Source organism: Paenibacillus phytohabitans (assembly GCF_013141775.1).
Lineage (GTDB): Bacteria > Bacillota > Bacilli > Paenibacillales > Paenibacillaceae > Paenibacillus_AQ > Paenibacillus_AQ phytohabitans.
The window spans coordinates 52981-76889 of the sequence record NZ_WHOB01000037.1; the positions used below are offsets into that span (position 1 = coordinate 52981).

Below are 23909 nucleotides of genomic sequence, written 5' to 3' on the forward strand. Positions count from 1 at the left end.
TCACGGCTCTCTTATATTCTGTGCATTGCGCAGACTAGTTAAGTTTGGTCACTTCCATTACCTTGCTGCTAAACTGGTACGTTACACTGACATTCTCTATAATCTCCGTATCCTGATAGGCCAGGGAACCCTCGAACTCCAAGGTATCATTGTCCTTCCAGACGATGTTACTGGCATCACTATAATTTTCATAATCCGGGCGGATCCATGTGTCTATTTCTTGCTCCGCCCCATATTTGACTCTTGCGGATTCTATTAATTCCGGACTGGTTCTTCCTGCTTCCACATTAATAATCTGCACAAATTCACTTTTATTAGAACAGGTGACGACCGCAACTAACCTCTTATCGGGGGAAGGAATCATCTCTGTGATATACATAGAGGGTGCAGAGAAGCTTGAATATTCCTCCAGCTTATTGTCTTTGATCCTCCATAGGACATTCTGGCTTCCATAATCCGAATAATGATTAAATAACGTAAATAACATACTGCCGTCTGCCAGTTTAACAATATACGGACTCCGGTAACTTTGTGAGAGAATATCTATAGCAAAAGCAGCCGCATCGGCGATTTTGGGATTCTCATTTCCTGCAAACGGCTGAAGTTTATTCAGTGCCTTTGCTCTTAAGCTTGGATCATTGAAGCCTTCCACCAGCCGGTTGATAGCAACATATACATGTTCTTCATTATCACTTTTGAGGGCCTGCAGAAATTTCATCCCGTCATACTTGGGAGCGGGCAGTAACTCCATGTCTTCAGCTCTCAGATAACGGATATACGGCTCTGCGTTCTGATTCTTATAATATTCGGTTGCTAATAAAGCGGAAGCGGTTGAACTATAGAGTACAAGACAGGCAACCAGAGCCACCCACTTTTTAGAAAAGCCTTTTTTCCTTTTCTCCGCTCCGCTCGATCCGGCTGCTTCAATTAAATCCTCATCCATGAGTCCGATCTCGCGGTATAACTCTTCTCTTTTCACAGGTGAACTCCCCCCTTGGCTAAATGAGCTCTAAGCTTATTTCTTGTTCTGAAAAGAATGGACTTCACTTTACTGCTGCTCATCTGAAATCTCATAGCGAGTTCCTCTATGGAATCTGAATACCAGTACCGCCTAATAAATATATTTCTGGCTTGCTCCTCTATGCCATATAGAAATTCATTGATCAAGCTTGCGGTTTCACCCGCTTCATATTCTCCTTCTACCGTATCCGGGGAAGCTATGCATCCTTCCAGTTCGGTTAGAATAGCATCAAACTGACGGTTGCGTTTCTTGGCTGTATTATAACTATGTTTATCGAGCGCTATATTACGGGTGATTCTTCCTAAAAAAACAGATAGCTTCCCGGGCATCGTAGGCGGAATTGCATTCCACGCTGCCAGGTATGTATCATTCTCACATTCATCAATATCTGAGAGACTGGATAGGATGTTTCTGGCAATCACTCTGCAGTAAGCCCCGTATTTCTTCTTGGTCTCTACAATGGCCTGCTGTGAACGCTGTAAGTATAGGCGGACTATTCCCTGATCTTCCATCTGTCATTCTCCTTTTAATCTCTTATCTATACAGTAGGGAATTGTTGGAACGGGTTGCACTTATATTATAATTTTCACAGAAAAAATCCCAGCGCATAAGAAGTATCCCTCTTATCAGCCAGGATTAAGATATAATCTATAGGTTGTAGCCTCTTTAGAGCAAATTAAAAGGGTATCATATGGCGTTCAGTATACGCGTGTCATCCTCCTCACCGGGTTCAGGTGCCAGACTTACAGTAATCTCTACAGTCAGGGTATCCGTTATAGCGGTATCCGTCCAGGACGCTCCGTCCCATATCTGCTTCAGATAGGTCACCGTTATCTTGAAATCACCTGCCAAAGAGGGAGTGTACTCGGCCTCATATACCTCTTCAGTTACCGTAAATACCCCGGGCTTGCCCGCCTCCGTGGAGCTCCACGCTACCGGGTGGTACCGCTCGTCGCCGGTGATTGGCGATGTGTTGCCCTGATTGTAGCCTTCAGCTGTCAGGATGACCATCTGACCCGCCACTGCACTGCCTGGACTGACACTAAGACTATTTCCTTCAGCGCTGACCGCTGTATACACGTCCTGGGTCACCGTCTTGTTCGCGGCGGATTGAACCTTCTGTATCCCTGTAACGCGGGCATTATCGAACACAGCATTCTGGGAGGTTGTTCTGAAGCCGATTCTCCCAGCGGTTAATTCCGTTAGCGGGTTCGTCCATTCGAGCTTTAACTGGCCGTCCACATACCCTATGATCCGGTTTCCTTTGATGACCGCTTTAAGGGTATACCACTGATTCGCGGCCGCATCGGCGAACATCGTGCTGGACACAGAAGTCAGCGTTCCGTCTACCGCCTTGAACAGCTCCAGCTTCTTGTCGTTCACATTCATCCGGTACATATAGTAGTTATTGGCATCCTGCACCCGGAAGAGGATGCCGGCGTTGGCATTGGCGATGGGAACCTTCACTTTGGCTTCCACCGCAACATCCTTCCATGAATCCCCGGCTGTAATGAGTGCCGTAGTATTCCCCTTCGTCTGGATCAGCGCCTTCGTGTTTCCATCTGTTGCCACATTCCAGTTACCCACGGCAGCCGTCCACCCTGCGGTATCCCCATCTTCAAAGTTGTCGGTGAACCGGACGGAATTCGGATTCGAATCGATAGGCGTTTCATCCACATCCGTAACCTGGAGCGTGAAGCTCCTCGCCACAGACAGTCCGCTTGCATCAACGCTCTTTACCCGGATCTTATAGCTGCTCTGGGCCTCATAATCCGGCGTGGTCCGGAGAATCAGCGTGTCCCCCAGCGGAGGGATGGAGAAGCTGCTGTTATCGGCATCCCCTTCTCCCGGAGTCAGTGCATAAGTAAAGGTATCTCCCGCATCCGGATCGGTTGTAGCGAAGGCTCCGACTACGCCTCCCGGAGTGGTAAGCTCCGCAACACGGGTAGCGCTCAGCGTAATATCGGTTGGCGGATTATGAATCTCTGTTACCTTGGCATCGTCAAACCAGATACCCGCCGAGGTGGTACGGAAGCCGGCTCCCCCGGAGGTGAGTTCAGTGTTCGGATTACTCCATGTAGTCTTTAATTGTCCGTCCACATACCCTTTGACCGTATTCCCCTGCACCGTTACCTTTAGCGTATACCATTGATTCTTCACAGGGGTAAAAGAAGTCTCGGATACAAGTGTCAGTGCTCCAGCTATAACTTTGTACAGCTGCAGCTGGCTCTTGCTTGCATCGATCCGGTACATATAGAAATTCTCCTGATCCTTCACCCGGAAGACAATGCCTGCGTTCTCACTTGTGTTATTAAAGGGTAACCGCGTTCTGGCTTCATAGGTGTAATCCGTCCAGGGAGCACCGGCATTCGCGGTAATGAGCGCCGTCTGCGTCTTGCTGGTGGAGAGAACCTGATTCCCTCCGTCCGCTGTCACCGCCCAGCTGGTTGTGCCTGAATGGATCGTCCAATCCGCAATATCCCCATCTGTAAAGTTATCGCTGAACAGCGGCTGTTCAGAGTTGGCGAAGACTACGCCGCTCACATAATCATTGCGGATGGTTGCCTTCAGGTCGCTCATATTCTGCGCCAGCTTGCCTTTGACCACGACATCCGTAAACGTCACCCCGTTCACCATTCCGCCCTTGAGCGGTTGCCCCCGCAAGAACGACGTCTGCGTTCCTGTTTCCCGGACATTAATGTTCTTGAACAGGACATTGATTACATCGCCGGCAGTGACAGTGGAGACATAGAGCCAGAAATTGCCGAATTGCATGCTGCGGACCCGCTCGATATCAATATTCTCGTACGTAATATCCTTGGCATAGCCCTCCACCGGAAGTGTATTTAGGGAATAGCCATGATCTACGAAGAAAGCCCGGGCGCTATTATACACGTACGAATTGCGGAAGGTTACACCGATCTGCGGTGTACATACGCCCATGCCAATCTTGAAGGCCGCAGCGCGGGTCCAGGCCAGACTGTCGTCAAAGGTCACTCTTTCCAGCTGCTCAATTGCTCCCGGCCAATCCTTGGACATTCCTTTCTGCGGCCAGGTTTTGGTGGAATACGTATCATCGTTGGAGATGGCAATGGCATGCTTCACCAGCACATCCTGACTTTCATTGATATCCATAGCGTCTTCCTCAATAGGGCCATACACGCTCTGGAATCCCTTGTAGTTGGTGATCTTCACATGGTCCGAGCGGACCACCATGAACGCCCAGAAGCCGCCATCGCGCAGGATTAATCCGTCGAAGGTGAAGTTGCTGGTCTGCATCGGTACCAGCAGATTATTGATGAACCCCTCACCGTTCTTGTGCTGCCGCTCCTCCGGCAAGCCTTCCTTCCGCGGCGGATTCACCATCTTGCGGCTGCGCATCTCGATCCCTTTCCCGTCAATGGTGCCGCGTCCGCGCATCGTAATATTGCTGGAATTCACCGCCGTGGTGATGAAATACGTTCCATCGGAGATCGTATCCTTGCGGAAGTCATTCCGGTAATCCTCGCCCCTGCCCGTGCCGACAATGACAGCTCCGCCAGCCAGGTAGAAGGTAACATTGCTTTTCAGGGTCAGATTGCTGCTCTTATACACGCCCGCCGGAATGTACACCGTACCGCCCCCGGCCTGATTGGCGTCGTCAATCGCCCGCTGGATCGCATTCGAGGTTATCGTTGCCCCCGTTGTGTCTGCATGGTACGGTGCAGCAGTTACATTGTAGATTCCCGGACCGGAGGACGCGGGAATATTCGTCTCCAGCGGATCGGCAGCGATGACGAGCCTTTTCCGGTGCTTCGTCCGGTCGGTTTCATCGTAATTTTCATTAGGGTCTTCATTGATATCTACAATGACATAGGTCGAGGCAGACAGGGTAAAGGTCAGCTTGTTCTTGCTCCCGTTGACGGTCCCCTGGATGTTCTTGGCCAGCGGGCTGATCGAATACGATTCAATCGGCTTGTTGCCCAGCGTCGTAACTTCAATACTGACCGTTCCGTCGAAGGAGAACCCGGCGTAGTCGTATTCAGACTGATAGTTAATGACGGGAACTGCTTCATTATTCACTTTCAGTGAAAAAGCACTGGATGCAGTATAGATCGAGGGCATCGGGTAGTTCTGGATGACCGCGGGTCCGGCTGCTGCCTGCGGCACAGATGCAGGATCAGCCGCCTCTGTGGTATCCGCTGAAGACACCCCGTAGTTGGCAGGGCTTTCGGCCGCACCGGCTGTCTGCGGGATGAAACCTGTGAATGTGACTGCAAGCGCTAGTAGAAGACTCATTACTTTTCTCGTAAGCATAAATACCTCCTCTAGATCCATATTGGCTCCTTATGCATGGTGATACGGGCAGGACAACCCCAAATAAGTAACCGCTTTCATAACATGCCCTCACATACGGAGTTATTCCTTACTATAATCCTGGTCCATGAAGAAAGGAGCGTGGCAGGCCCACTCTCCAGGGATACAATTATACTGTGCTGTATGAAATACACTGCTCTCTGGAGAGCAGGAAAAGTCGTAATAACACTTTGCTTAGCGAATCAGCACTTCCTTTGTCACCTGTGCAGGGGGCCGCCAAAGAACAACGAATTACTCATAGAAGGACTACTAAACTGGAGGGATTGAAATGGAAATTCTGAAAACAAAGGAAGCTGCGGAGCTGCTGTCCGTTAGCCAGACTACGATCAAACGCTGGGCGGCCATGTTCCCCGATTTCTTTCCAAAGGACCGTCTTGGGCATTATACCTTCTCGGAGCGGCAAATCAGCCAGCTCAATCATATTAAAGACCGTATTAATCAGGGGGAAGCGCTGGAATGCATCCATCTGGATCTCACGAATGACAACCTGCCGGCGGGCCCGCTGCAAGAGAATCTAAGCCCGGATACAGACGGTGACCCTATGAATAAAATATGGTCCCGGATCGGGTATATTGAACACGCACTGGATCAGAAAGCAAACGAGGTAGTTTCGGTACAGTTGCTCCAGCAGCGTGCCGAACTTGAGGATATGCGTGTAATGATTAAGCAATTATCCGCAACGCTGGAAACGATGCAGAAGCCCGGCAGTAAGTCCCTCTCCACGTATGAAGAGCTTCATCCGGTTGCCGCTGGCAGGCTGACGTCTCCGCCAAGGAAGCGCGGTCTATTGCGCTCTTTTTTCCCATTCCTATAGCCCTATCGAACGCTACTCTGCCGCCTCTTCACACAAAAAAGGTGCGACAAGCCCGGTTCATCACCAGACGCTCGCCGCACCTTCACTCTCTAGCTTAAATTAAGGCGTTGAAATGGCCATCCGCATCCACCGTCGCTGTCCGGGGATCGGTGAGACCGATACCCTTGAAGCCTCCCGTTCCTTCATTGCGCCAGAGGGGGAGGTGATCCTGAAGCGGAGATGCCGGTACGAAATTGGCAGGGGTGCTGCTTCCGCTCTTCAGTACGAGTTGGGACTCCAGCAGCCGGATTTGCCGCTGCAGCTGCTCCCGCCGGTACGGAGTCTGCATCTGACTTCCCTGTGCCGCATTCACTTTATCCAGTTCCATCATCAGCTGGTTGCGCTGTTTCTCCAGGGAACTGACATCACTCTGTGTACCGCCATAGGCCGCTATGGGCTGTACGGAGCTAATGCCTGATACTGTCTGTGCCGCCATGATCTTTCCCTCCGTTTCCTTGGCTCCTGCTCCAAATTCAGCCAAATTCGTAAGTTCTAATCATCTTTATTACCCAGCGTGCCCCGTTATGACAACATCAGAACTGCAACTGGACAATAATCGTCGTATAGTCTCAGCCGGCCGCTTGTTTCGGCCCTACCAAAGACCCACCGGAGGCTGGCTAAAGTCCCTTCCGTCCAGTCCCCTACTCGTCCTTCAACCGCCGCACATACAGAACAACCGACACAACCGTTAATACAACCGTCCATGCCAAAATAATGAGAAGGGGTTTCAAGACATCGCCCGTCGTATATCCTGTATCGCCTAGCCCCAGCAAATGCACAAGCTGGCTGCTTGGCATGAAATCCAGCACTTTGAAGACCGGATAATCCTTGGCCAGTACGGCTCCCCAGGGTGCACCGGTGAATATGAACGCCACCGGGAGTATAGATAATGAGGCTTCAAGCACCGTCTTGGAGAATAAACCGCAGATTGTACCGGCTGCTGTGTATAGAATAATCGAAAGAATGATTGCTGCCGTAAACGTTCCTATATTAGCCGGCTCATAGCCCAATATATACGTTGAAATAGCCAGAACAACAGCGGACATGACAAAGACCAGGCTGCTTTTACCGATCAGAACATCCAGGGTCGTGGCCGGAGTCAGCATTAATGACCTTAAAGTGTTACGCTCCTTCTCCTCAGCGATCAGGCAGGCTTGTGCCAGACTCGTCAGGATCACTAACGATGTATTCAGAAGGAAACCGATCGCTCCAGGTAAGGCTGAGCCTGCACTTCGAAAAAGAAATGCGAAGAGTATAGGAAACACCAGAATAATCGAGATCGCGTAATTGCGCGAGAACTCCTTGTAATCCTTCACAAATATCGCCCGGGCCCGTTTCAATGAGATACTCATAGCAGCTCACTTCCTGTCATTTTAATGAAAATATCACCCAGACTGGGCTCTTTCGTCTCGATCCGGTCAATGAGCCCCCGCTTCATCCAATCCGCGATCCGATCCGCCGTCTCCCCACCGATTGGAAGCTCATAGGCTTCCCCATTGGTTAAGTCAACACTAACTGCATGCTTCCGGTGCTGCCGTTTAAGCTCCTTCGGTGAGCCGATAACCTGAATTTGTCCCTGATACAGAATGGCTACACGGTTGCACATCAATTCTGCTTCCGCCATATCATGCGTAGTCAGAAAAATCGTTGTCCCTTTCTCATTCAGGTAGCGCAAGCCTTTATAAATATGCGCGGAGTTCACCGGGTCCAACGCCGAGGTAGGTTCATCTAAGAATAATAATTCCGGCTCATGGATAATCGCGCAGGCCAGCATAACACGCTGACGCATCCCCTTCGATAGGAGATTAACTTTCTTTTTGCGCTCCCCGCTTAAGTTCACAAACTGCAGTACCTTATCGACCGCAGCTTTGGGAAGATCGTATAACTTACGGTACAGCTCCAGATTCTCCTCAACCGATAACCGCTCATAGAGGCCGCTGTTATCCGTCAGAATGCCGAAGCGCATCTTCTGGGCAGACTGCCGCATCCTCTCCGCCGGCTGGTTAAATACACTTGCCTGTCCGCTTGTCGGATTTAGCTGTGCCGTAAGAATCTTGATTAATGTTGTTTTGCCTGCGCCACTCGGACCGAGAAACCCAAAAATTTCTCCCTTAGGAATAGAAAAAGATACATCTGCTAACGCATCCTTTGGTCCAAAGCTCTTGCGGACACGTTCTACCTGGATAACCTCCATGAACTCCACATCCTTAGCGTTGATGGCATAAATATATAAAGAATGCATGCTTCCTGCCATCAAAACCCGCCGAAATGTAGCTGTAACCGGCTGAATGGTACCCTTTAAATGTTCAGCAGTGTCTTTAATTCCTGCAATTTCGAGCGGGATAACGGAACCACGGCATCCTGGCTTGTGTTTAACCGCAGGCTGTAGCTGTTCTTCGTCCAGGTAATAATCTCTCTTACCTTTTGCAGATTAACAATGTAGGAGCGGTGACACCTGAAGAACCCGAAATTCAATAACCTCTGCTCCAGCTCGGTCAGCGTCAGCGCACAGTCATAATTCTCCCCGCCCACATGAACAAGAATCGAACCCTCTACACTTTCTATAAAATCGATCTCAGGCGGATTAAATAAAATCACCTTGTCATTGCGTTTGGTAGAGATCTTCTGCAAGGTGATATTAGGCTCGTCCTGTTTATGTACATCCTGCTTGTCCTCTTCGGAGTCCCGGATATCGAGCGGATGGAATCCGGACCCGTTCAACCGGTAAATGACATCACAGGAAATCAGGGCATCCTCTAAATTCGAAGTTAGAATTAAAAGCTGCTTTTCTCTCGACAAGTCATCCAGAATCCGTTTGAATTGACGGCGGTCCTGTTCTTCCAGGTAAAAGTAGGGCTCCTCCAGGACAAGTGCGGGCTGATACGCAAAAAAGACACGCAGCAAGGTTACATACACCCTTTTGGACGGGCTGAGATCCTTGATTTTTACCTTCCGTTCTTCTTTTAATGCAAAATACTCCATGAGCGAAGCGGCATGCTCCTTCCTCTCCGACACATGAATTAAAAATGTGATTAGCTCCTCTACCGTTAAACGCATGTACTCGCCCTGCTGCACCCGAAATAAATAAAACCCGGCGTGCTCCGCTAATTGATTCATTACAAGCTGCTTCCGCTTCAAGTCCGTTATAATGCCAACCGGCTGGCCCGGTGTCATATTGAATTCGATCTCCGGCAGGAATAATTCCCCGCCTTCATACATGGGTTGAAATTGCATACCGTCCTCCTGGTCATTGCTGCTATAGATATATATGCCAATTATATAAGTACCGCAACAAAGAGAACAGCATAAGGGCTGTTCTCTTTGTTGTCTGCCTTATTAGAAGCAGGTGAACGAGCTGACCCGGTTCAGATCAATGCCGAAGTACGTCCAGAAGAAACCGGTCCATCTGAACCCTGCAATTGAACTGCGTCCGACGAATATCGGGAAGAACCAGAATTGCTCACCGTTGTTCAGCCAAATGTATGTGTTGCGGAACAGGCATCGTCTGATTCCCCCGGCGTCGATGGCGAAAGTGGTAGCCGGCATTTGCGGTACGAATTGCGGTGGAGGGGCCGATGGCGCTTGAACGCCCCCCGGTCCGCCTCCCGGAGGTCCCGGAGTCCCCGGAAATCCTCCGGGACCTCCACCTGGAAATCCAGGTCCTCCAGGTCCTCCCGGCACGCCAGGTCCTCCCGGAATCCCCGGAAATCCTCCGCCGGTTCCCGGTGTTGGAAAAAACCCCATATGTGATCGCTCCTTTCAAGTGAGTAGGCATAATCATCATATGCATTCGCGGAGAAGGCGCTTGGGCGGATGCCCATAGTAACATGCGCCTGACGTAAATTCAGACTTCACACAGAATAACTCCACAACTATCAAAAAAGAGCCGCACCCTCATCGGGTGCAGCTCCTTATCCGTCATTCAGTCTTCAAGCTCCGTATATATTTGAAAGGTCACGCCGAATTTGTCCGTTACATCACCAAACCCGGGGCTGAAGGGTTCTTCTTTAAACGGCATATTGACCTGACCCTCCTGCCGCAAGGCTTCATAGATCCGCTTGGATTCTTCTACATCATTCGTTGTAACGCAGATAGTAACCCGTTTCCCGGTTTCGACAGGTGAACCGCCTGGAGCATCGGATAACATAAGCTCCGTACCTCCAACCTTTAGCTTGGCGTGTGCTACAAGACTCCTCAGATCGTCCGTGAATGTGCCCGGCATGTCCGGCATGTCACCGTAAGTCATCATAGAGAGGACTTGTGCGCCGATGGCTTGTTCATAGAACTGAATGGCTTCCTTTACCCGGCCCTCCAAAGTAATGTAAGGGGTAAGTTTTACCGTCATAAGATTGTTCCTCCTTGAGTTTGGATTGAACCCGCATTTGTGATTCATTAGTATAGACGATAAGGCCGCCGCAAACTCATCGGCCGATTGAAAAATTCTGCCTCGCGTCCAAATCTGCCGGTAATCCAAATCGCAGAAATAACTCAGGATCAATGAAATGATGGATATGAGCGATCTTCCCCTGTTTCAGCTCCGGAATATGAATGCTCCACGGAACCAGCCTTCCATCCGGTCCGGCGGGTACATACTGGGCAAAAGCGGGGCAATCCCCGTTAGCCCGGACCGGCAGCAATCTGGAGCCCAAACAATGGCTGCGTGTAATAGTGTAGAATGACGACAGATTAGAGCTGCCGCGAACCCACATCGTAAATGGCGGCATCGACAAGCTGCCGTTCTCGTGGAATAAGGCCAACAATGCATCAATATCATACTGTTCGAAGGCTTCCATATAACTTGCAAGCACTTGTTGATCTGCCTGGGCATCTCCCCCTTGTAACTCCTCGGACCGGAGATTGGACCGGGCGATACCCGACCGGGCCCGCTGCACAGCACTGTTGACGGCTGCCGTGGTCATTCCCATCGCATGTGCTGCCTCGTTAGCCGACCACCGGAAGACATCAAGCAGGATCAGTACAGCGCGTTGCCGGGGCGGCAGTATTTGCAGGATCGCAATAAAGGATAACCGGACGGTCTCCCTGCTGACCACGATGTTGGCCGGGTCGGTAGCATTATCGGGGGCCGGCCATATCCAGGAATTCCGGGGCAAGCTGTCACTGGGCTCCTTAATAATAGCCGCGGGTTCAGAGAGATCCATCGGAAGTGCCCGCCGCTTGGCATTCCTCAGCCTGTCCAAGCAAACATTAGTGGCAATCCGGTACACCCAGGACTTACGCGAAGAATCCTGCCGGATCTGGTCCCAGCTCTGCCAGGCGCGGAGCAAGGTATCCTGCACAGCATCCTCTGCTTCAAAGATGGACCCCATCATCCGGTAACAATATCCGGTTAGTTCAGAGCGCAGCTCCTCAAGCATGTCTATTCCATGCTTTTGGCTCATATTACGTTTCCTCCTTTGGGGTCGGCTAGAGTTGCCGGAAGCGGATGCTGCTACTCGGCGGCTTCCGCCAGCCAGGCTTGCATAGCCGGAGAATCCGCATGGTTCAAGCGCAGGGCGATTTCAGTATTGATCTTATCCGGCGGCATGACCTCCATAAACAATTGTTTGACGCCGCCAAAATTCTCATCCCCGTAGCAACAATAGGGTGAATCGGCGTAGGACCATTTGATGAGCTCCGCAATCGTTGCTTCCGGCGCGCCGCTTTCTTCTCCTTGTCTGGCTGCTTCCCGCTCCAAAGCCTCCCATGACCAGGCGGAGAGGCTTGGCGCATGTCCCTCGCCGGTAGTATATAGCGTACAGTAATAGTAACGTTCACCATTTTCAAAAAGAGTCCGAAAAGACGTTCTGGCAGCATCGGCAATCGCTAACGTCAGCGACTCCATTGCTTGCATCGGCTTCATGGCATGACTCTCCTTTCCGTTAGCCGGGCAGCACCCAGATGATCAGTTATTGTCTGAAACCGCTTCGCACCCATTCGACAAGAGCCACTGCTCCATAACAGCAAACGCCTGCTCTGCATCCTGTTCATAGAAGACAGCCACCTCTTGCTGGTAGGCATAATTCAATCGTACATAGCCGCCCAGCTGCCGGTAGAACAGGAAGCAGGCATAGGCATTCTCAATGGACAAATCCGGCGGAAATTCCTTTTGGCATAATTCGGCCAGTCCGGGCAGCGTAAGCAGTCCCTGCCCTTGGGGCAAACGCAGAAAGTGATGGCTCCGGGTACCCGTCCACGGTTCATAATAGACGGGCTCCTCCTGGCTTCTCCCATACACCTGGCGATATATTTCGTCCAGCACCAAGGCGTACATCGCTTCATCTTCCGGCTCCCGTGCCTGCAGGGAAATCGCCTCTACGCGCTCCGCATGCCGGGGCAGCCAGAGCAGACCGGCCATCCGGGGATGCACGGCCAGAAAATCACCATCCACCGTTGTGCCTATAACAATACACTCGCCGATCTGCTCTTCAGTAATAGGACTGTCATCGTCATGCTCCCATAACCCGTACTCCGCAAAAGGCTTAAGGACCTCCGCATCCGGAAACTGGACATTCATCCACCCTCTATAAGTCCCTTCACCGAATCGCTGCAAGAACCGAAGGTATGCTGGTGGATACACAGTAGCAGCTTCCTTCGCAAGCACCTGGTTCTGGCCCTCAGAGAGCGGTTTAGGCCGGGATACGATGTACATAAATACTTCCCCCTTTATTGATAACCCAGTGCCGCTAAGGATTGCTGTATTTCCCGGTCTGCTTTACTTTTGAACGTTGCAAACTCTACAGAGGATAATGAACCCGGAAGCTTCTGATGGATAAAGGAATCATAATCGATCGCTGTTCCGAGAATGCGAAGGGTGTGCAGCGAAGGCAGCTGGTCCATTCCCGTCAGACGGGTTAAGCCTTTACAATTCCTGATCGACAGCTCCTCCAGTTCATTCATTTGCCGGTCAAAGCTGATTGTATGCAGCTGGATTTGATCCTCAATCACAAGTCTCTCCAGTCCTTGAAAGGCCGTAATATTAGTCAGATCATGAAAACCCCGGACCCGGGTGATCTCCAGGTTCCCGATGGTATTCTCTTCAATTTCCTGAATATTCTCCCGGCCTCCAAGCAGAATGCGCAGATGCTCCAGCTTCCTCAGCCGGTTAACGAAATGCAAGGGCTGCTTGCTGACTGAATGCAGCGCGAGATAATTCAAGTCCTCCAGATCACCTATAGCCTCAAGGTTTTTAACCTTGCCCCCTACATGAAGCTCCTCCAAATCAGAGTACTCTTTGAAATGTTGGAGGTTGAGCATCTTTTTATCCGACATAATCGTTAATTTATTCAGAGTGCGCAACGTATCAAGCCCCAGAATTTCCGGGTTCTCCAGCTCGTATATGCCTATACTTAGACTGCGCAGGTGCTCCAAGTGGTCCAAGGCATCGGTGTGATGGGCCTGAGTGAGGCTATCGAGGTGCAGCATTTTGACATTAGGGACCCGCAAGAGCGTATGACAATCAAAAGACAGCGAATAGTGGGCATAGAAGCGAACTCCGAAATTCTCATCCCAGCGCGCACAAAGCTCATCCACTTCTTCCAATATAGTGCCATAGAACTCGGGGTGTGAGAACTGTACAATGACCTGATTGCCACTGCGCAAATCCTGCTCCATCTGTATCCGGTCCAGCGTAGCCGGATTATTGATCAGAATCCGTTTTTTCCATATTTTCCGCACACGTGATCCTCCTATTTATATAATCCGCTATGCTTTCATTTGTCCATTTCTGATTCACCGGCACTCCTTCAAAATTCATATTTCTTGAAGCGTTCTCCGAGCGTTTCTTCGTACGGGACCCACTCCCAATCGCACCACAAAGACATGCCTCCAAGCTCTGACAGCTTATCTACGGCTTGTTCCGGGCTGGTAATCCCAATAAAGCCGTCAAAATCCTCATGGCGGATATCCAGCGCCTGCTGCAAGTAATCATCATTAATCCGCTCTTCCCGGAGTTGTTCATATTCATCCCTCGTCCACTGCTCACAAAAGATTCTTTCAGCCTGAATGTCTCCATTCTCGAACAACGACAGCTCGAATATCTCCTCATTTATATATCCGGCAGTCATCACTGGCTCTCGGGTAAGCCGGGACAGCGTTCTGCCGATCTCCTTGACCGTACCCCATACAAAATAGTCATGGAGCACGCTGATCCAGTTCTCATTGCTTTTGCTTACATACATTTCAACTTTGCTCTCTGGAGCCTCGTCCTTTGACTTGCCTAACACTGAAGCATGCCCTTCGCTTAGCTCCCTTAAAGCCTCGACAGTCTTCTCAAGATTGTTCGACTTGATATGCAAATTTGCAAATGATCTCCCCACGGGGTGAACCCCTCCTTCATGTCCTCATTCTTCAGTAATCGCGCGCTGCATCGAACCAGCGCTGGGCCATCTCCTCTGTTACAGGCTGGCCAATTAGATGTTCAGACTGGCTGAGTTGCCATACCGCTTCGCTAAGGTCTTCGCGTTCTGTGGTTTCGATGCCCTTGAGGGTATTGAAGCGTACGGTAAAAGCAGTAATGGCAGCCTCTGCATCGTGGAAGCTGCGGGCCTTCGCCAACGCTGCCTGGGCAGCGCTGTACGCTTCGTTAGCCAGCTTGGCCAGACGTTTAGGCCAGGACGAGAACGGGCGGCCATACTCGGCCGTCCACCACTCCGGCTTTCGCAATTGGCTCACCGAAGCATGCTCGGTCCACGGGCGGGTGTTAGCGCGTGCTTTCATTTGCTGCCTGAGGCGCTTGCCCGCAAGCTCTTCCACATTGTAGGCAATAAATCTGTCAAGCTGCGGCCAGGCATCCAGAGGCGGCAAATCTCCCAAATCCGGCATGAAACGCAGCTCCAGATTTCTTAACCGGACATGACGGGCCAACAGGTCCAGGCCGCAGAAGTCCCCCCACAAGCTCAGTGAGGCAAGGTTCGGGAACCGGTCCAGACACTCCAGCGAGATGGGCTGCCCCAGCGGCGCATTCTGTAGCGTCAGGCTTGTCACTTGGTGCAATTCACCCAGGCCGGGCAGCAGGAACGGAGCATCATTCTTGCGCCTGCTAGTGCGTGGCGCCAGTGTCAGAGAAGATGGCACACCGCCCGTAGCCGACAAGTGTGATAGATTACCGGACACACTCAGGCGGAAATCCCGCTCCGGAAGCCGCAGGCTCAGGTGACCCCCGGACGGGGCCAGCTCGATATGCAAGCCATGAATAATAGACTGGCTGGCATCTGCTGCCATGTCTGCAGACAGGATTGGCGCCCACGTCAGCTCTTCAACCGGACGTTTCCGCGCCCAGTCAAAGAAGCCCGTATTATCTCCTGTATAGTGTAGAAATCGCGGCCAGGGCGAGCCGGCCGGCGTGGCGAAGGCATCGAATACGGTCCAATCAATCTGCGCGTCAGGCTCAACATGAAGCTCGGCCTTCTTCCCCAATTCCGCAGGTCCGATGGAAAGACTGCCCACACCGGGCTGAATGGCGAGAGTGTGACTTCGCGGGCCTGTCAGGTCGATGGGATAACGGCCAGCTTCTCTAACCGAACCGGCAGGAGGACGAGCTTGGTTATCACCATTCATAGAAATTATCCTCGATCAATTCCTCGAAAGAGTCTGCTAATAGCTTGCTCTCCCCGCTATCGTGATAACAGATGGTAACCTTTCCTGCCGGATCAATGAGTATCGGATCGCCGGAGCCATCCATGGAAATAACATAACAGGTTGCTAGAAGCTCTGCAAAAGGATGGTTCTTAAATTGCTCCCGGAACCCCAGCGTCAAATCAACAACTGTTTCGTTCCCGAGGCTAGAGCCATTCGAAAATGCATGTATTGCAAGACCTGCATATGCTCCCCCAAACATTTTGATAAAGTCTATGTAGTCCTCATGAAAGCTTACATTCAGCTGCTGCTGTGCTTTAACGATTTCCTCTGGGCTCGCCGGAATACCTAGTAATGATCTGTTATCCTCCCGGTGGAGAAAAACTTCCAATCGCTTCATTAACGCATCCTTCATAGATAATCTCCTTCCAGCCACAGGTAATCCTGCGCCTCTGGCTACAGTCATACTAATTATATAAACTGTATGGAGCTCTTTTTACCTTTTTTGGCAAAGTCAGCATTATTACGTATAATCGCCATAAGAACTATGCATCAGAGGAGGATCTATGTTGAACAAGAAGTCACTCATTGCAAGATGGAACGATGACCAGCTTAATGAAGTGAACCGGCTACTCGCCGCTGTTACAGGCAAACCTAATCTGCATCAAAAAGACCGCTCTTTTCCATCCTCCCCCTATGGGCAAAATGAGGCTGGGCTTGAGGATTACCGGGGAGTTACCCTGACTGAGACCATACAATACCTTACAGTACAGGATGCCGATCTGTCTTATGCACGTTTCGATGATTCTGCAAGCTTGAACACCTCAACCTTTACAAATTGTTGCTTTGACGGGGTTAAACTGGATAGCAGATATGTGACTCATACCTTCAGCCACTGTTCTTTCCGGGGAGCCAAGCTGAATAATGCCAGGATCAGCAAGGAGTTTACCAATTGCGATTTTACAGGCTGCAACTTAAGTAAAGTGATAGCGAACGATGTATCCTTTACACGCTGCCGTTTTGCCAACGCTAACTTTCGCGGTGCCTTATTGTTGTATTGCCGGTTCGAGGAATGCAGCTTTGATGGAGCTTTCTTTCAGGACGGCTCGGTAGCCGGAAGCCGCTTTACGGGAGAGGCAGGCCTGCTCCCTGTTTGGGGCAATACGATACTGGACAATGTCAAAATCTATGAATGATGTCTGCTTGAAGCAATGAGCAGCCTGCTATTTCAGCGCCATCCCATACCAGTTACCCTTCAGCTTATCCAGCACGTATTCAGTAGTATCACTGTCATAATCATTTACGAGTATATCGCGACTCTCGCAATACACAATATCATAGGGTTTCCCATAGGCGCTCTCCCAGTCAAACAAAAATTGAATCAGACTCTGTCCGTCCTGCTTGCTGTATCGCAGAATACTCAGCTTGCCTTCTGACAATACATCAAGCTCACGGAGCTTGCTCTGCAGGCTCGCGTTCACAATTTCATCGAAGTAATCTACAGAAGCGTTGCCGCCGTTATCATAGAGTATCGTAACTCCGGTATCGTTCCGTCCCTCCTGCTTACTCATCAGTCGCTCGGCCTCATCTTTCACAGCTTCAAACAAAGGTGAATGCTCCTTGAAAATATCATATTTCGCCCTGTAGTACATATCAGTAAAGACGTACCCTGCCGCCACAATCAATACTATCGCGGCACTGCCTATAAAAAGAAGTTTTTTGAAGCTCATGAATTCACCTCCGTTACAATAGCTCCAGCCTACTACCCTTAATCATAGATTAAGCGCTACAGCCAAGCCCGGCTACAGCAAAACGCACAAGCGAATGGCTTGTGCGTTTTGCTTATACCGGCTTTAGCTGTCAATAAATCTTCTTCAGCAGACCCATCACTTCATCCAGGGTGAGGCCAAAGGACTTGTAGTAGGAGGTGTCGCTCTCCATTTGCTTCAGGATCATTTCATTGCGTATCCGCAGCATCTCCTCCTGCGAGAATTCGGCTACAAAACATCCTTTACCTGTTACCGTGTTGATCAGACTGCTTCGCTCAAGCTCTTCCCAGGCTTTCTTAACGGTGATCACACTAACATGCAGCTCCAGGGCTGCCTGCCGGATGGGCGGCAGACAATATCCGCTTTCCAGCTCTCCCTTCAGAATTTGTGCACTGATCTGTTCGTACAGCTGCTGATAAATCGGTTTCTCCGATGTATTCGAAATTGTTACATTCATAATATCTCCACTTTCAGAAATCTCTTTACCGCTATCTTATAGGCAATCAGCGTGAATGCAATGAAAATGATAATACCTGCGATCAGAATGGAAAGCTGCAGCGCCGTATTATCCGTCCCGGAGCCATAGAAAATGTCATTTACCCAAGGACTTTGGATTCCGGCCCATTGGGCCAATCCGGCAAATAGTATAGCAGCCGTGGTGGATGCGGTCGTTGCCGCGCCATACTTATACGCCGTCTTGTAATACATGGATATAAATAGGATGTTGAAGATGGCCAGCATGATGAAACATAAGCCCCAAAAACCCATATGCGGTGGATAGAAAATGTAAGTCAGATGAGGGTACAAGCGAAACGTAAATATACTGAAGACCATGGCAGCGAGAAGATGCATGAGTTCAAGAATGACGACAACGATTATCCGGGAACTCACGATGTCTGTTTTGGTCACGGGCATCAATGTGCTGAACATCAGATCATTCTGGCTTTTGAATCCGCCAAACATGTTCGGTATCGTTATGAAGCAGAAATACAGCGGGACGATAAAGTAGACCCAACCGGGAATAAGCATCAATCCCCCCATAATTAAGGGTAATACGAAGAACCACGGGTTTACGCCTAATTTCAAATCCTTTATCACCAAATTATACATATACATTCTCCTTTTTCGCAAAGTAGATCATGATTTCATCAAGACTCGGCGTGGTTGCCCTCAGGCTGGAGGATGGATCAATGTCTTTGGTATGAATCAATCCGGTAAAGCCGAACGAGTTGATTTTGTATGAAATCAACTGCTCCTTCACTTCGCTTAATTGGGCTTCGCTGCCGCTGAGCAAACGGTAGGACTCCTTTAATTCGTTTTTCTCGGAGCTGGCAATAATTTGCCCTTGTTCAATGAAGGTTATATAATCCGCACATCGTTCTAAGTCGGAGGTAATATGAGTAGAGAAAAGAATGCTGATCTCGCCGCCAATGATGAGCTCCTGAAAGATATCGAGCAGATCGTCTCTGGAGACCGGATCAAGTCCGCTGGTCGGTTCATCCAGGATGAGCAGCTTTGCGCCATGCGATAAAGCAAGGGCCAAGCTGTACTTTACCTTCATTCCCCGGGACAGCTCCGCTATTTTTTTGTTCTCATCCAGCTTGAACCGCTTGAGATAATTGTAGTACGTTTCATCATTCCAATTCTTATAGAACTTCTTGGTAATATCGGTCAGTGTCTTGATCTTGCTGCGTGTATAGAAATCAATATCACCGAATGCGCATCCGATTTCCTGCTTCAATTCAATCTCGTGATCAGCGATATTCTTGCCAAGAATGTATATCTCGCCGCTATCGACATGAACCATGTTCAAGATCGATTTGATCGTGGTCGTTTTACCGGCGCCATTGGCCCCGATGAACCCCATAATATAGCCCTTCTCCAATTGAAAAGATACATTCTTGATCTGAAAGTGCGGATATTTTTTATTTAAATTTCGAATATCTAATGCCAGCATACCCTACCTCCTCAACAAATTGTGTATTCCGTATATACACAATGTATCACGAGTCCTTGGCAAAAGTCAACGGGTACCACAAGCAGCACAGCATGAGCGCTGACTTATGCGGCACTAACCGATGATGCCTCCTTGTGCTTGCGCCGGAAGAACGGCATGCCTTTGGACCAATGGATGAACGGCCGCTCTATGACATAATAAGAGACTGCCGCCGCCGCATACGAGATGCCGAGGACGGTTACACTGATGCCGAGCCAGCGCCACACATCCCTAATCCCGGAATAGTGATAATCCGCTATGCCATACTTCTCGATTAGTGTGATGAACAAGTAATGCCAAATATACAGGCCGAACGAAATCTTCGCGGTAAACCGGAAAAAGCGGTTATCCAGCAAACGCCCTACGATCACGCTGAACGGTGCTGACAGCAGTACGATTCCGAACAAAATGGCATAAGCCGGGAAGTAATAGGGCTGGTGCTGGAGGCTGAAGTCAAATTCGCCCTGGTGGCGCATACGCCAGATTAGTAGACCGGCAAGACCCAAAGCGGCGGCTCCGGCTGCATCGAACACCCCAAGCTTGCGTAACCGCTCCACCTTAGCACCAAGCTGCATGAACGCGGTCGTTATACCGGCAGCCAGGATGCCGATAGCGAAGTGGCCGAAGAATCCGACCGGATTGTAATTCGGCATCCAGTATTTTGCACCGCCAATCTGGCCATAATCCCAGCCCCGGCCCTGCCCGCTTGGCGTAAACCACTGATGGACGAGGGAGTTTATGGCAAGCACCAATCCAAACGCGGCCACCCAGAACAAGATCGCTTTTCCGAACGAACGCCGCTTGCCGAGCACAAACAATACAGCCATAAACACAGGCATAAGCAAGTAGCTAAACACCTCGAAGCTGATCGACCAGAACGGCCCATTCAAGTCAGACGGGAAAAAGGTTGTATAGTGAAAGCCTGACGTAAACGTGAATCCCGTTAGGATTCGCCGCCACAGGAACTCCGTAGGAATGTCCAGCCTCCATACGAGCAACAGACAAACCAGGAATGATACATAGAAGCCGGGCATAATTCTTGCAGCGCGGCGTACGGCATACGTCCGGATGGACGGATACGGCTTATTTTCCAGGTAAGCGCTCCAAAAGGGGAACGACAGCAAAAATCCGCTTAACAGGAAAAACAAGCTGACCCCGCTGTTCCCAAGCAAGAGCACCGACTGCACTTCTTGAAGCCAGGGCTTTTGTGCGGGCATCGCCAGCTTTTGTGACAGATGATGCAGGATGACGGACAGGCAGGCGATCGCACGAATGCCATCCGCTCCTGCTAACCGGGTACGGCCTAACTGAATCTTGGACATCAGCTACATTCCCTCTTTCCCTCAATAACTTGATTCCAGGCACTCACATATTTCCATAAATAATAGAAAAACCCTTCAACGCTTCGAGGGAATAATTCCGCGCACAAAAAAAGAACCTTCCGCACCGGGAAAGTTCTCACCTGCTCCTATGAATGCTTTACCTTAATCTGCTGCACAGGCTCCCCTGGTCCATTCGTCAGCCCTAGCGACTCTGCTGCTAAAGTATTGATTTTGTTCAAGAGCTCTGTGTTGCCCTGCAGAGACAGGCCGTAGGAAGGGATCATTCGTTTGATCTTCGGCTCCCAGGCCTCAATATGCTGCGGGAAGCATTTGCTGATGACCTCCAGCATGACAGAAACGGCGGTAGAGGCCCCAGGAGAAGCGCCCAGCAATGCGGCTATTGAGCCATCGGCACTGCTGATTACTTCCGTACCGAATTGAAGTGTACCTTTGCCGGCAGCCGTATCTTTAATAATCTGTACACGCTGGCCCGCCACCACCAGATCCCAATCCCCGCTTTTGGCGTTCGGAACAAATTCCCGTAAGGCTTCCATCCGCTGCTCTTTCGACAGCATGACTTGCCCGATCAAATATTTGGTCAATTGCATATTCTTGGCGCCTGCCGCCAGCATCGTGACGAGATTACCCGGCTTAACGGAGGTGACCAGATCGAACATGGAACCATACTTCAGAAACTTGGGCGAGAAGCCGGCAAACGGTCCGAAGAACAACGATTCTTGCTTGTCGATCACCCTTGTATCCAGATGCGGAACAGACATTGGGGGAGCACCGACCGCTGCTTTACCGTATACCTTGGCATGATGCTGCGCCACAATCTCCGGCTTCCGGCACACCATAAACAGTCCGCTTACCGGGAATCCGCCAATCCCTCTGCCCTCCGGAATACCGGATTTCTGCAGCAGGTGCAGGCTTCCTCCCCCGCCCCCGATGAAGACGAATTTCGCCGTATGCCGCTCAGCAGCGCCGTTGCCGGCATTCCGCACCTTAAGCTCCCAGGAGCCGTCTTTCGTGCGCTTAAGGTCCTCAACCTGATGGTTGAACCGGATATCGACGTTGTTGCTCTGCAAGTGGCCGAACAGGATGCGTGTCAGCGCGCCGAAGTTGACATCTGTTCCCGACTCCATCCGGGTAGCCGCCGCGGGCTGGCCTAGTGTCCGGTTCTTCATCATAAGCGGAATCCATTTCATCAGCTGCGCCGGATCAGCGGAGAATTCCATGCCTTGAAACAGCGGATGTCCTGAAAGCGCTTCAAATCTTTTTTGTAAAAAGGTTACATCCGTCTGTCCTTCGACAAAGCTCATATGTGGTACGGGTACGATAAATTCCTGCGGATCTTGTATGCGTCTGCTGTTCACCAGGTAAGACCAGAATTGCTTCGAGAACTGAAACTCCTCATTCACCTTGATAGCCTTGCTAATGTCGATAGATCCATCCGGCTGCTCCGTGGTGTAGTTAAGCTCGCACAATGAAGAATGCCCCGTTCCCGCATTGTTCCATTCATTGGAGCTCTCCTCCCCGGCACCCGCACGCCGCTCAAACACAGTGATTCTCCAATCAGGCACTAATTCCTTAAGCAGTGAACCCAGTGTTGCACTCATGATTCCGGCACCAATTAAAATCACATCTGTTTTGGTCTGTTGGTTGCTCATATTCTACCGTCCTTCTACCCTACGATTTGCAGGAAGGATGCAGGCACTCCTGCTCTGGCACGCATAATTTGGCCACACACCTGCTTGGGATCAATTCTGATCTTAGTGTATCACTATTGAATATAAATTTTAAGATTTATCTAATATTTTATGAAAACAATGTTTATGGAAATGCTTCCTAACCGTTCAGTCTGCGGTGAATTGCTGTGTTGAATACACGCCTTCCTCATTCTTGCCGTTAGACGAATAGTATTCTTTTTTCACTGATCCGTCTGTTTTGGTGTAGCTGATTGCAAAAACCTGGCCTGTTTCAATCAGCATTGGATATTGCTCGTAAGTAAGAACATTGTCCACCTGTGGCAGGTCTTTAATATCTTCATACGCATCCTCCAACCGCCAAAACTCCCGATAGGCATAATCCTTGAACCCGCTCAAGTCCTCCTTTCCAAAATACGATGCTGCATACTTCTTGCCCTGCAAGGTAATGGAATCTACTCTGGTAGGTTCAATATCTTTAGCAATCCTGCTTAGGTCTTCGTTATGAAGGTTAACGCCATAGTGCTTCTGTAATTGATTGGCCATACAAGGGACGGATTGGGTACTATAGTCCATTCCATCAAGCTCGGTATGTGCTGAGCCGTAAATGCCCATGACGCTCTCACTGCCCAGCTTTTCAAATTCACGGATAAAATTTGCAGTCATCATGTTTTCCCGGTATACGCCATCATCCTTGCTGTAAAATAACCGCCCTTGCTGGATCGCTTCTTTTGTTAAAGTATACTTCTCCGATCCTGTCAGATCGTTAGCCTCAAGATAAGATAAGAACCGGCTCCCGGTCGAATCATACTGATGCCCGATATCTGTGCCGTGGAAAACCGTCTCAGGACACTCGCTTTTTATTTTTTGGTAAAAGGCCTTGGTATATGGACTATGAACTGCGGTTCCCTCCCAATCCTCATAAATCTGCTCCAGAAGTTCGTCATTGTCCGAATGCATCCATAGGTTCAAATATTCAGCGGTAAAATAGGACAGCTCGACGAACAAATGTCTCATACCCTCGTTATGATAGTATTCAGACCATAATTCATACTCCTTGTCCATAGTCTTGGCATTGCCATGTGCTTCACCGTACAGATAGATGCTGCCGGAGGCTTGCGTCACCACTGGTGTTTCCTGGGTTGGCTGCACAGACATGCCCGCTGTCTCACTTACAGAGGAGTTGCTGCAGGCTGCAAGGCTGCTGGCCGCCATGGCAATGATTAGGCCAAGCAGCACAGGGCGTGCAAGCCTTATTGTCGCTTGGGCTAAGCGGGTGATGTTGTTGTCATTCATAAGTTGGATCTACCTTT

General features: G+C 50.1%; 25 protein-coding genes. 2 read left to right on the plus strand and 23 right to left on the minus strand.

The window, feature by feature from the left end; translation table 11 throughout:
- Positions 1-34: 34 nt before the first annotated feature.
- The 3 genes from GC101_RS13660 to GC101_RS13670 form a co-directional block, all read right to left on the minus strand.
- Positions 35-979 carry a hypothetical protein gene (locus GC101_RS13660; RefSeq protein WP_171717705.1) on the minus strand — a complete coding sequence of 315 codons (945 nt, stop codon included), beginning with the start codon at positions 977-979 and terminating at the stop codon, positions 35-37.
- Complete coding sequence (locus GC101_RS13665; RefSeq protein ID WP_171717706.1) at positions 976-1533, minus strand: RNA polymerase sigma factor; 558 nt, start codon at positions 1531-1533, stop codon at positions 976-978. The genes GC101_RS13660 and GC101_RS13665 overlap by 4 nt, the downstream gene beginning before the upstream one ends.
- 175 nt (positions 1534-1708) lie before the next feature.
- Entirely contained in the window at positions 1709-5317 is a 3609-nt protein-coding gene (locus tag GC101_RS13670; protein ID WP_171717707.1) for a 3-keto-alpha-glucoside-1,2-lyase-like domain-containing protein, read from the minus strand.
- A 328-nt stretch (positions 5318-5645) separates the two neighbouring features.
- On the opposite strand from GC101_RS13670, the gene GC101_RS13675 reads away from it, so the two are divergent.
- Positions 5646-6191: a MerR family transcriptional regulator gene (locus GC101_RS13675; protein ID WP_171717708.1), complete on the plus strand. Its 546-nt coding sequence runs from the start codon at positions 5646-5648 to the stop codon at positions 6189-6191.
- 94 nt (positions 6192-6285) lie between these two features.
- Here the strand turns inward: GC101_RS13675 and GC101_RS13680 are convergent, their stop codons facing one another.
- The 13 genes from GC101_RS13680 to GC101_RS13740 all read right to left on the minus strand — a co-directional run bounded on the left by GC101_RS13680 (position 6286) and on the right by GC101_RS13740 (position 16218).
- Positions 6286-6666 carry a hypothetical protein gene (locus GC101_RS13680; RefSeq protein WP_042140525.1) on the minus strand — a complete coding sequence of 127 codons (381 nt, stop codon included), beginning with the start codon at positions 6664-6666 and terminating at the stop codon, positions 6286-6288.
- A gap of 205 nt (positions 6667-6871) precedes the next feature.
- Positions 6872-7582, minus strand: a complete 711-nt coding sequence (locus GC101_RS13685; protein ID WP_171717709.1) for an ABC transporter permease family protein — start codon at positions 7580-7582, stop codon at positions 6872-6874.
- Entirely contained in the window at positions 7579-8424 is an 846-nt protein-coding gene (locus GC101_RS13690; protein ID WP_171717778.1) for an ABC transporter ATP-binding protein, read from the minus strand. The genes GC101_RS13685 and GC101_RS13690 overlap by 4 nt, the downstream gene beginning before the upstream one ends.
- Positions 8425-8528: 104 nt before the next feature.
- Complete coding sequence (locus GC101_RS13695) at positions 8529-9464, minus strand: LytTR family transcriptional regulator DNA-binding domain-containing protein (protein WP_171717710.1); 936 nt, start codon at positions 9462-9464, stop codon at positions 8529-8531.
- Between the two features lie 102 nt (positions 9465-9566).
- Complete coding sequence (locus GC101_RS13700; protein WP_171717711.1) at positions 9567-9974, minus strand: collagen-like protein; 408 nt, start codon at positions 9972-9974, stop codon at positions 9567-9569.
- Between the two features lie 178 nt (positions 9975-10152).
- Complete coding sequence (locus tag GC101_RS13705; protein WP_171717712.1) at positions 10153-10575, minus strand: VOC family protein; 423 nt, start codon at positions 10573-10575, stop codon at positions 10153-10155.
- A gap of 76 nt (positions 10576-10651) precedes the next feature.
- Entirely contained in the window at positions 10652-11704 is a 1053-nt protein-coding gene (locus GC101_RS13710; protein WP_281365874.1) for a sigma-70 family RNA polymerase sigma factor, read from the minus strand.
- Positions 11680-12090 carry a DUF4303 domain-containing protein gene (locus tag GC101_RS13715; RefSeq protein WP_171717714.1) on the minus strand — a complete coding sequence of 137 codons (411 nt, stop codon included), beginning with the start codon at positions 12088-12090 and terminating at the stop codon, positions 11680-11682. The genes GC101_RS13710 and GC101_RS13715 overlap by 25 nt, the downstream gene beginning before the upstream one ends.
- Positions 12091-12132: 42 nt before the next feature.
- Positions 12133-12879 (minus strand): hypothetical protein, encoded by a 747-nt coding sequence (locus GC101_RS13720; protein WP_171717715.1) that lies wholly within the window; start codon positions 12877-12879, stop codon positions 12133-12135.
- Positions 12880-12893: 14 nt separating this feature from the next.
- Positions 12894-13904 carry a hypothetical protein gene (locus GC101_RS13725; protein ID WP_171717716.1) on the minus strand — a complete coding sequence of 337 codons (1011 nt, stop codon included), beginning with the start codon at positions 13902-13904 and terminating at the stop codon, positions 12894-12896.
- A gap of 68 nt (positions 13905-13972) precedes the next feature.
- Complete coding sequence (locus tag GC101_RS13730) at positions 13973-14545, minus strand: hypothetical protein (RefSeq protein WP_171717717.1); 573 nt, start codon at positions 14543-14545, stop codon at positions 13973-13975.
- A gap of 31 nt (positions 14546-14576) precedes the next feature.
- The gene (locus GC101_RS13735) at positions 14577-15785 is read right to left on the minus strand and encodes a hypothetical protein (protein WP_171717718.1); all 1209 of its coding nucleotides are present in this window, start codon (positions 15783-15785) and stop codon (positions 14577-14579) included.
- Entirely contained in the window at positions 15775-16218 is a 444-nt protein-coding gene (locus GC101_RS13740) for an SMI1/KNR4 family protein (RefSeq protein WP_171717719.1), read from the minus strand. The genes GC101_RS13735 and GC101_RS13740 overlap by 11 nt, the downstream gene beginning before the upstream one ends.
- A gap of 151 nt (positions 16219-16369) precedes the next feature.
- Between GC101_RS13740 and GC101_RS13745 the strand changes: the two genes are divergently transcribed.
- Positions 16370-16999, plus strand: a complete 630-nt coding sequence (locus GC101_RS13745) for a pentapeptide repeat-containing protein (protein ID WP_246354327.1) — start codon at positions 16370-16372, stop codon at positions 16997-16999.
- 27 nt (positions 17000-17026) lie between these two features.
- Here the strand turns inward: GC101_RS13745 and GC101_RS13750 are convergent, their stop codons facing one another.
- The 7 genes from GC101_RS13750 to GC101_RS13780 form a co-directional block, all read right to left on the minus strand.
- Positions 17027-17533: a hypothetical protein gene (locus GC101_RS13750; protein ID WP_171717720.1), complete on the minus strand. Its 507-nt coding sequence runs from the start codon at positions 17531-17533 to the stop codon at positions 17027-17029.
- Between the two features lie 130 nt (positions 17534-17663).
- On the minus strand, positions 17664-18029 hold the full coding sequence (locus tag GC101_RS13755) for a GntR family transcriptional regulator (protein ID WP_042140539.1): 366 nt from the start codon (positions 18027-18029) through the stop codon (positions 17664-17666).
- Positions 18026-18682 (minus strand): ABC-2 transporter permease, encoded by a 657-nt coding sequence (locus GC101_RS13760; RefSeq protein WP_171717721.1) that lies wholly within the window; start codon positions 18680-18682, stop codon positions 18026-18028. Before GC101_RS13760 ends, GC101_RS13755 begins: the two co-directional genes overlap by 4 nt.
- Entirely contained in the window at positions 18675-19529 is an 855-nt protein-coding gene (locus GC101_RS13765; protein WP_171717722.1) for an ABC transporter ATP-binding protein, read from the minus strand. Before GC101_RS13765 ends, GC101_RS13760 begins: the two co-directional genes overlap by 8 nt.
- A 104-nt stretch (positions 19530-19633) precedes the next feature.
- Positions 19634-20890 carry an acyltransferase family protein gene (locus tag GC101_RS13770; protein WP_171717723.1) on the minus strand — a complete coding sequence of 419 codons (1257 nt, stop codon included), beginning with the start codon at positions 20888-20890 and terminating at the stop codon, positions 19634-19636.
- A 146-nt stretch (positions 20891-21036) separates the two neighbouring features.
- Positions 21037-22560, minus strand: coding sequence for a malate dehydrogenase (quinone) (gene mqo / locus GC101_RS13775; RefSeq protein WP_171717724.1), 1524 nt, complete (start codon positions 22558-22560; stop codon positions 21037-21039).
- A 186-nt stretch (positions 22561-22746) separates the two neighbouring features.
- On the minus strand, positions 22747-23892 hold the full coding sequence (locus GC101_RS13780) for a hypothetical protein (protein WP_171717725.1): 1146 nt from the start codon (positions 23890-23892) through the stop codon (positions 22747-22749).
- Between the last annotated feature and the right edge of the window lie 17 nt (positions 23893-23909).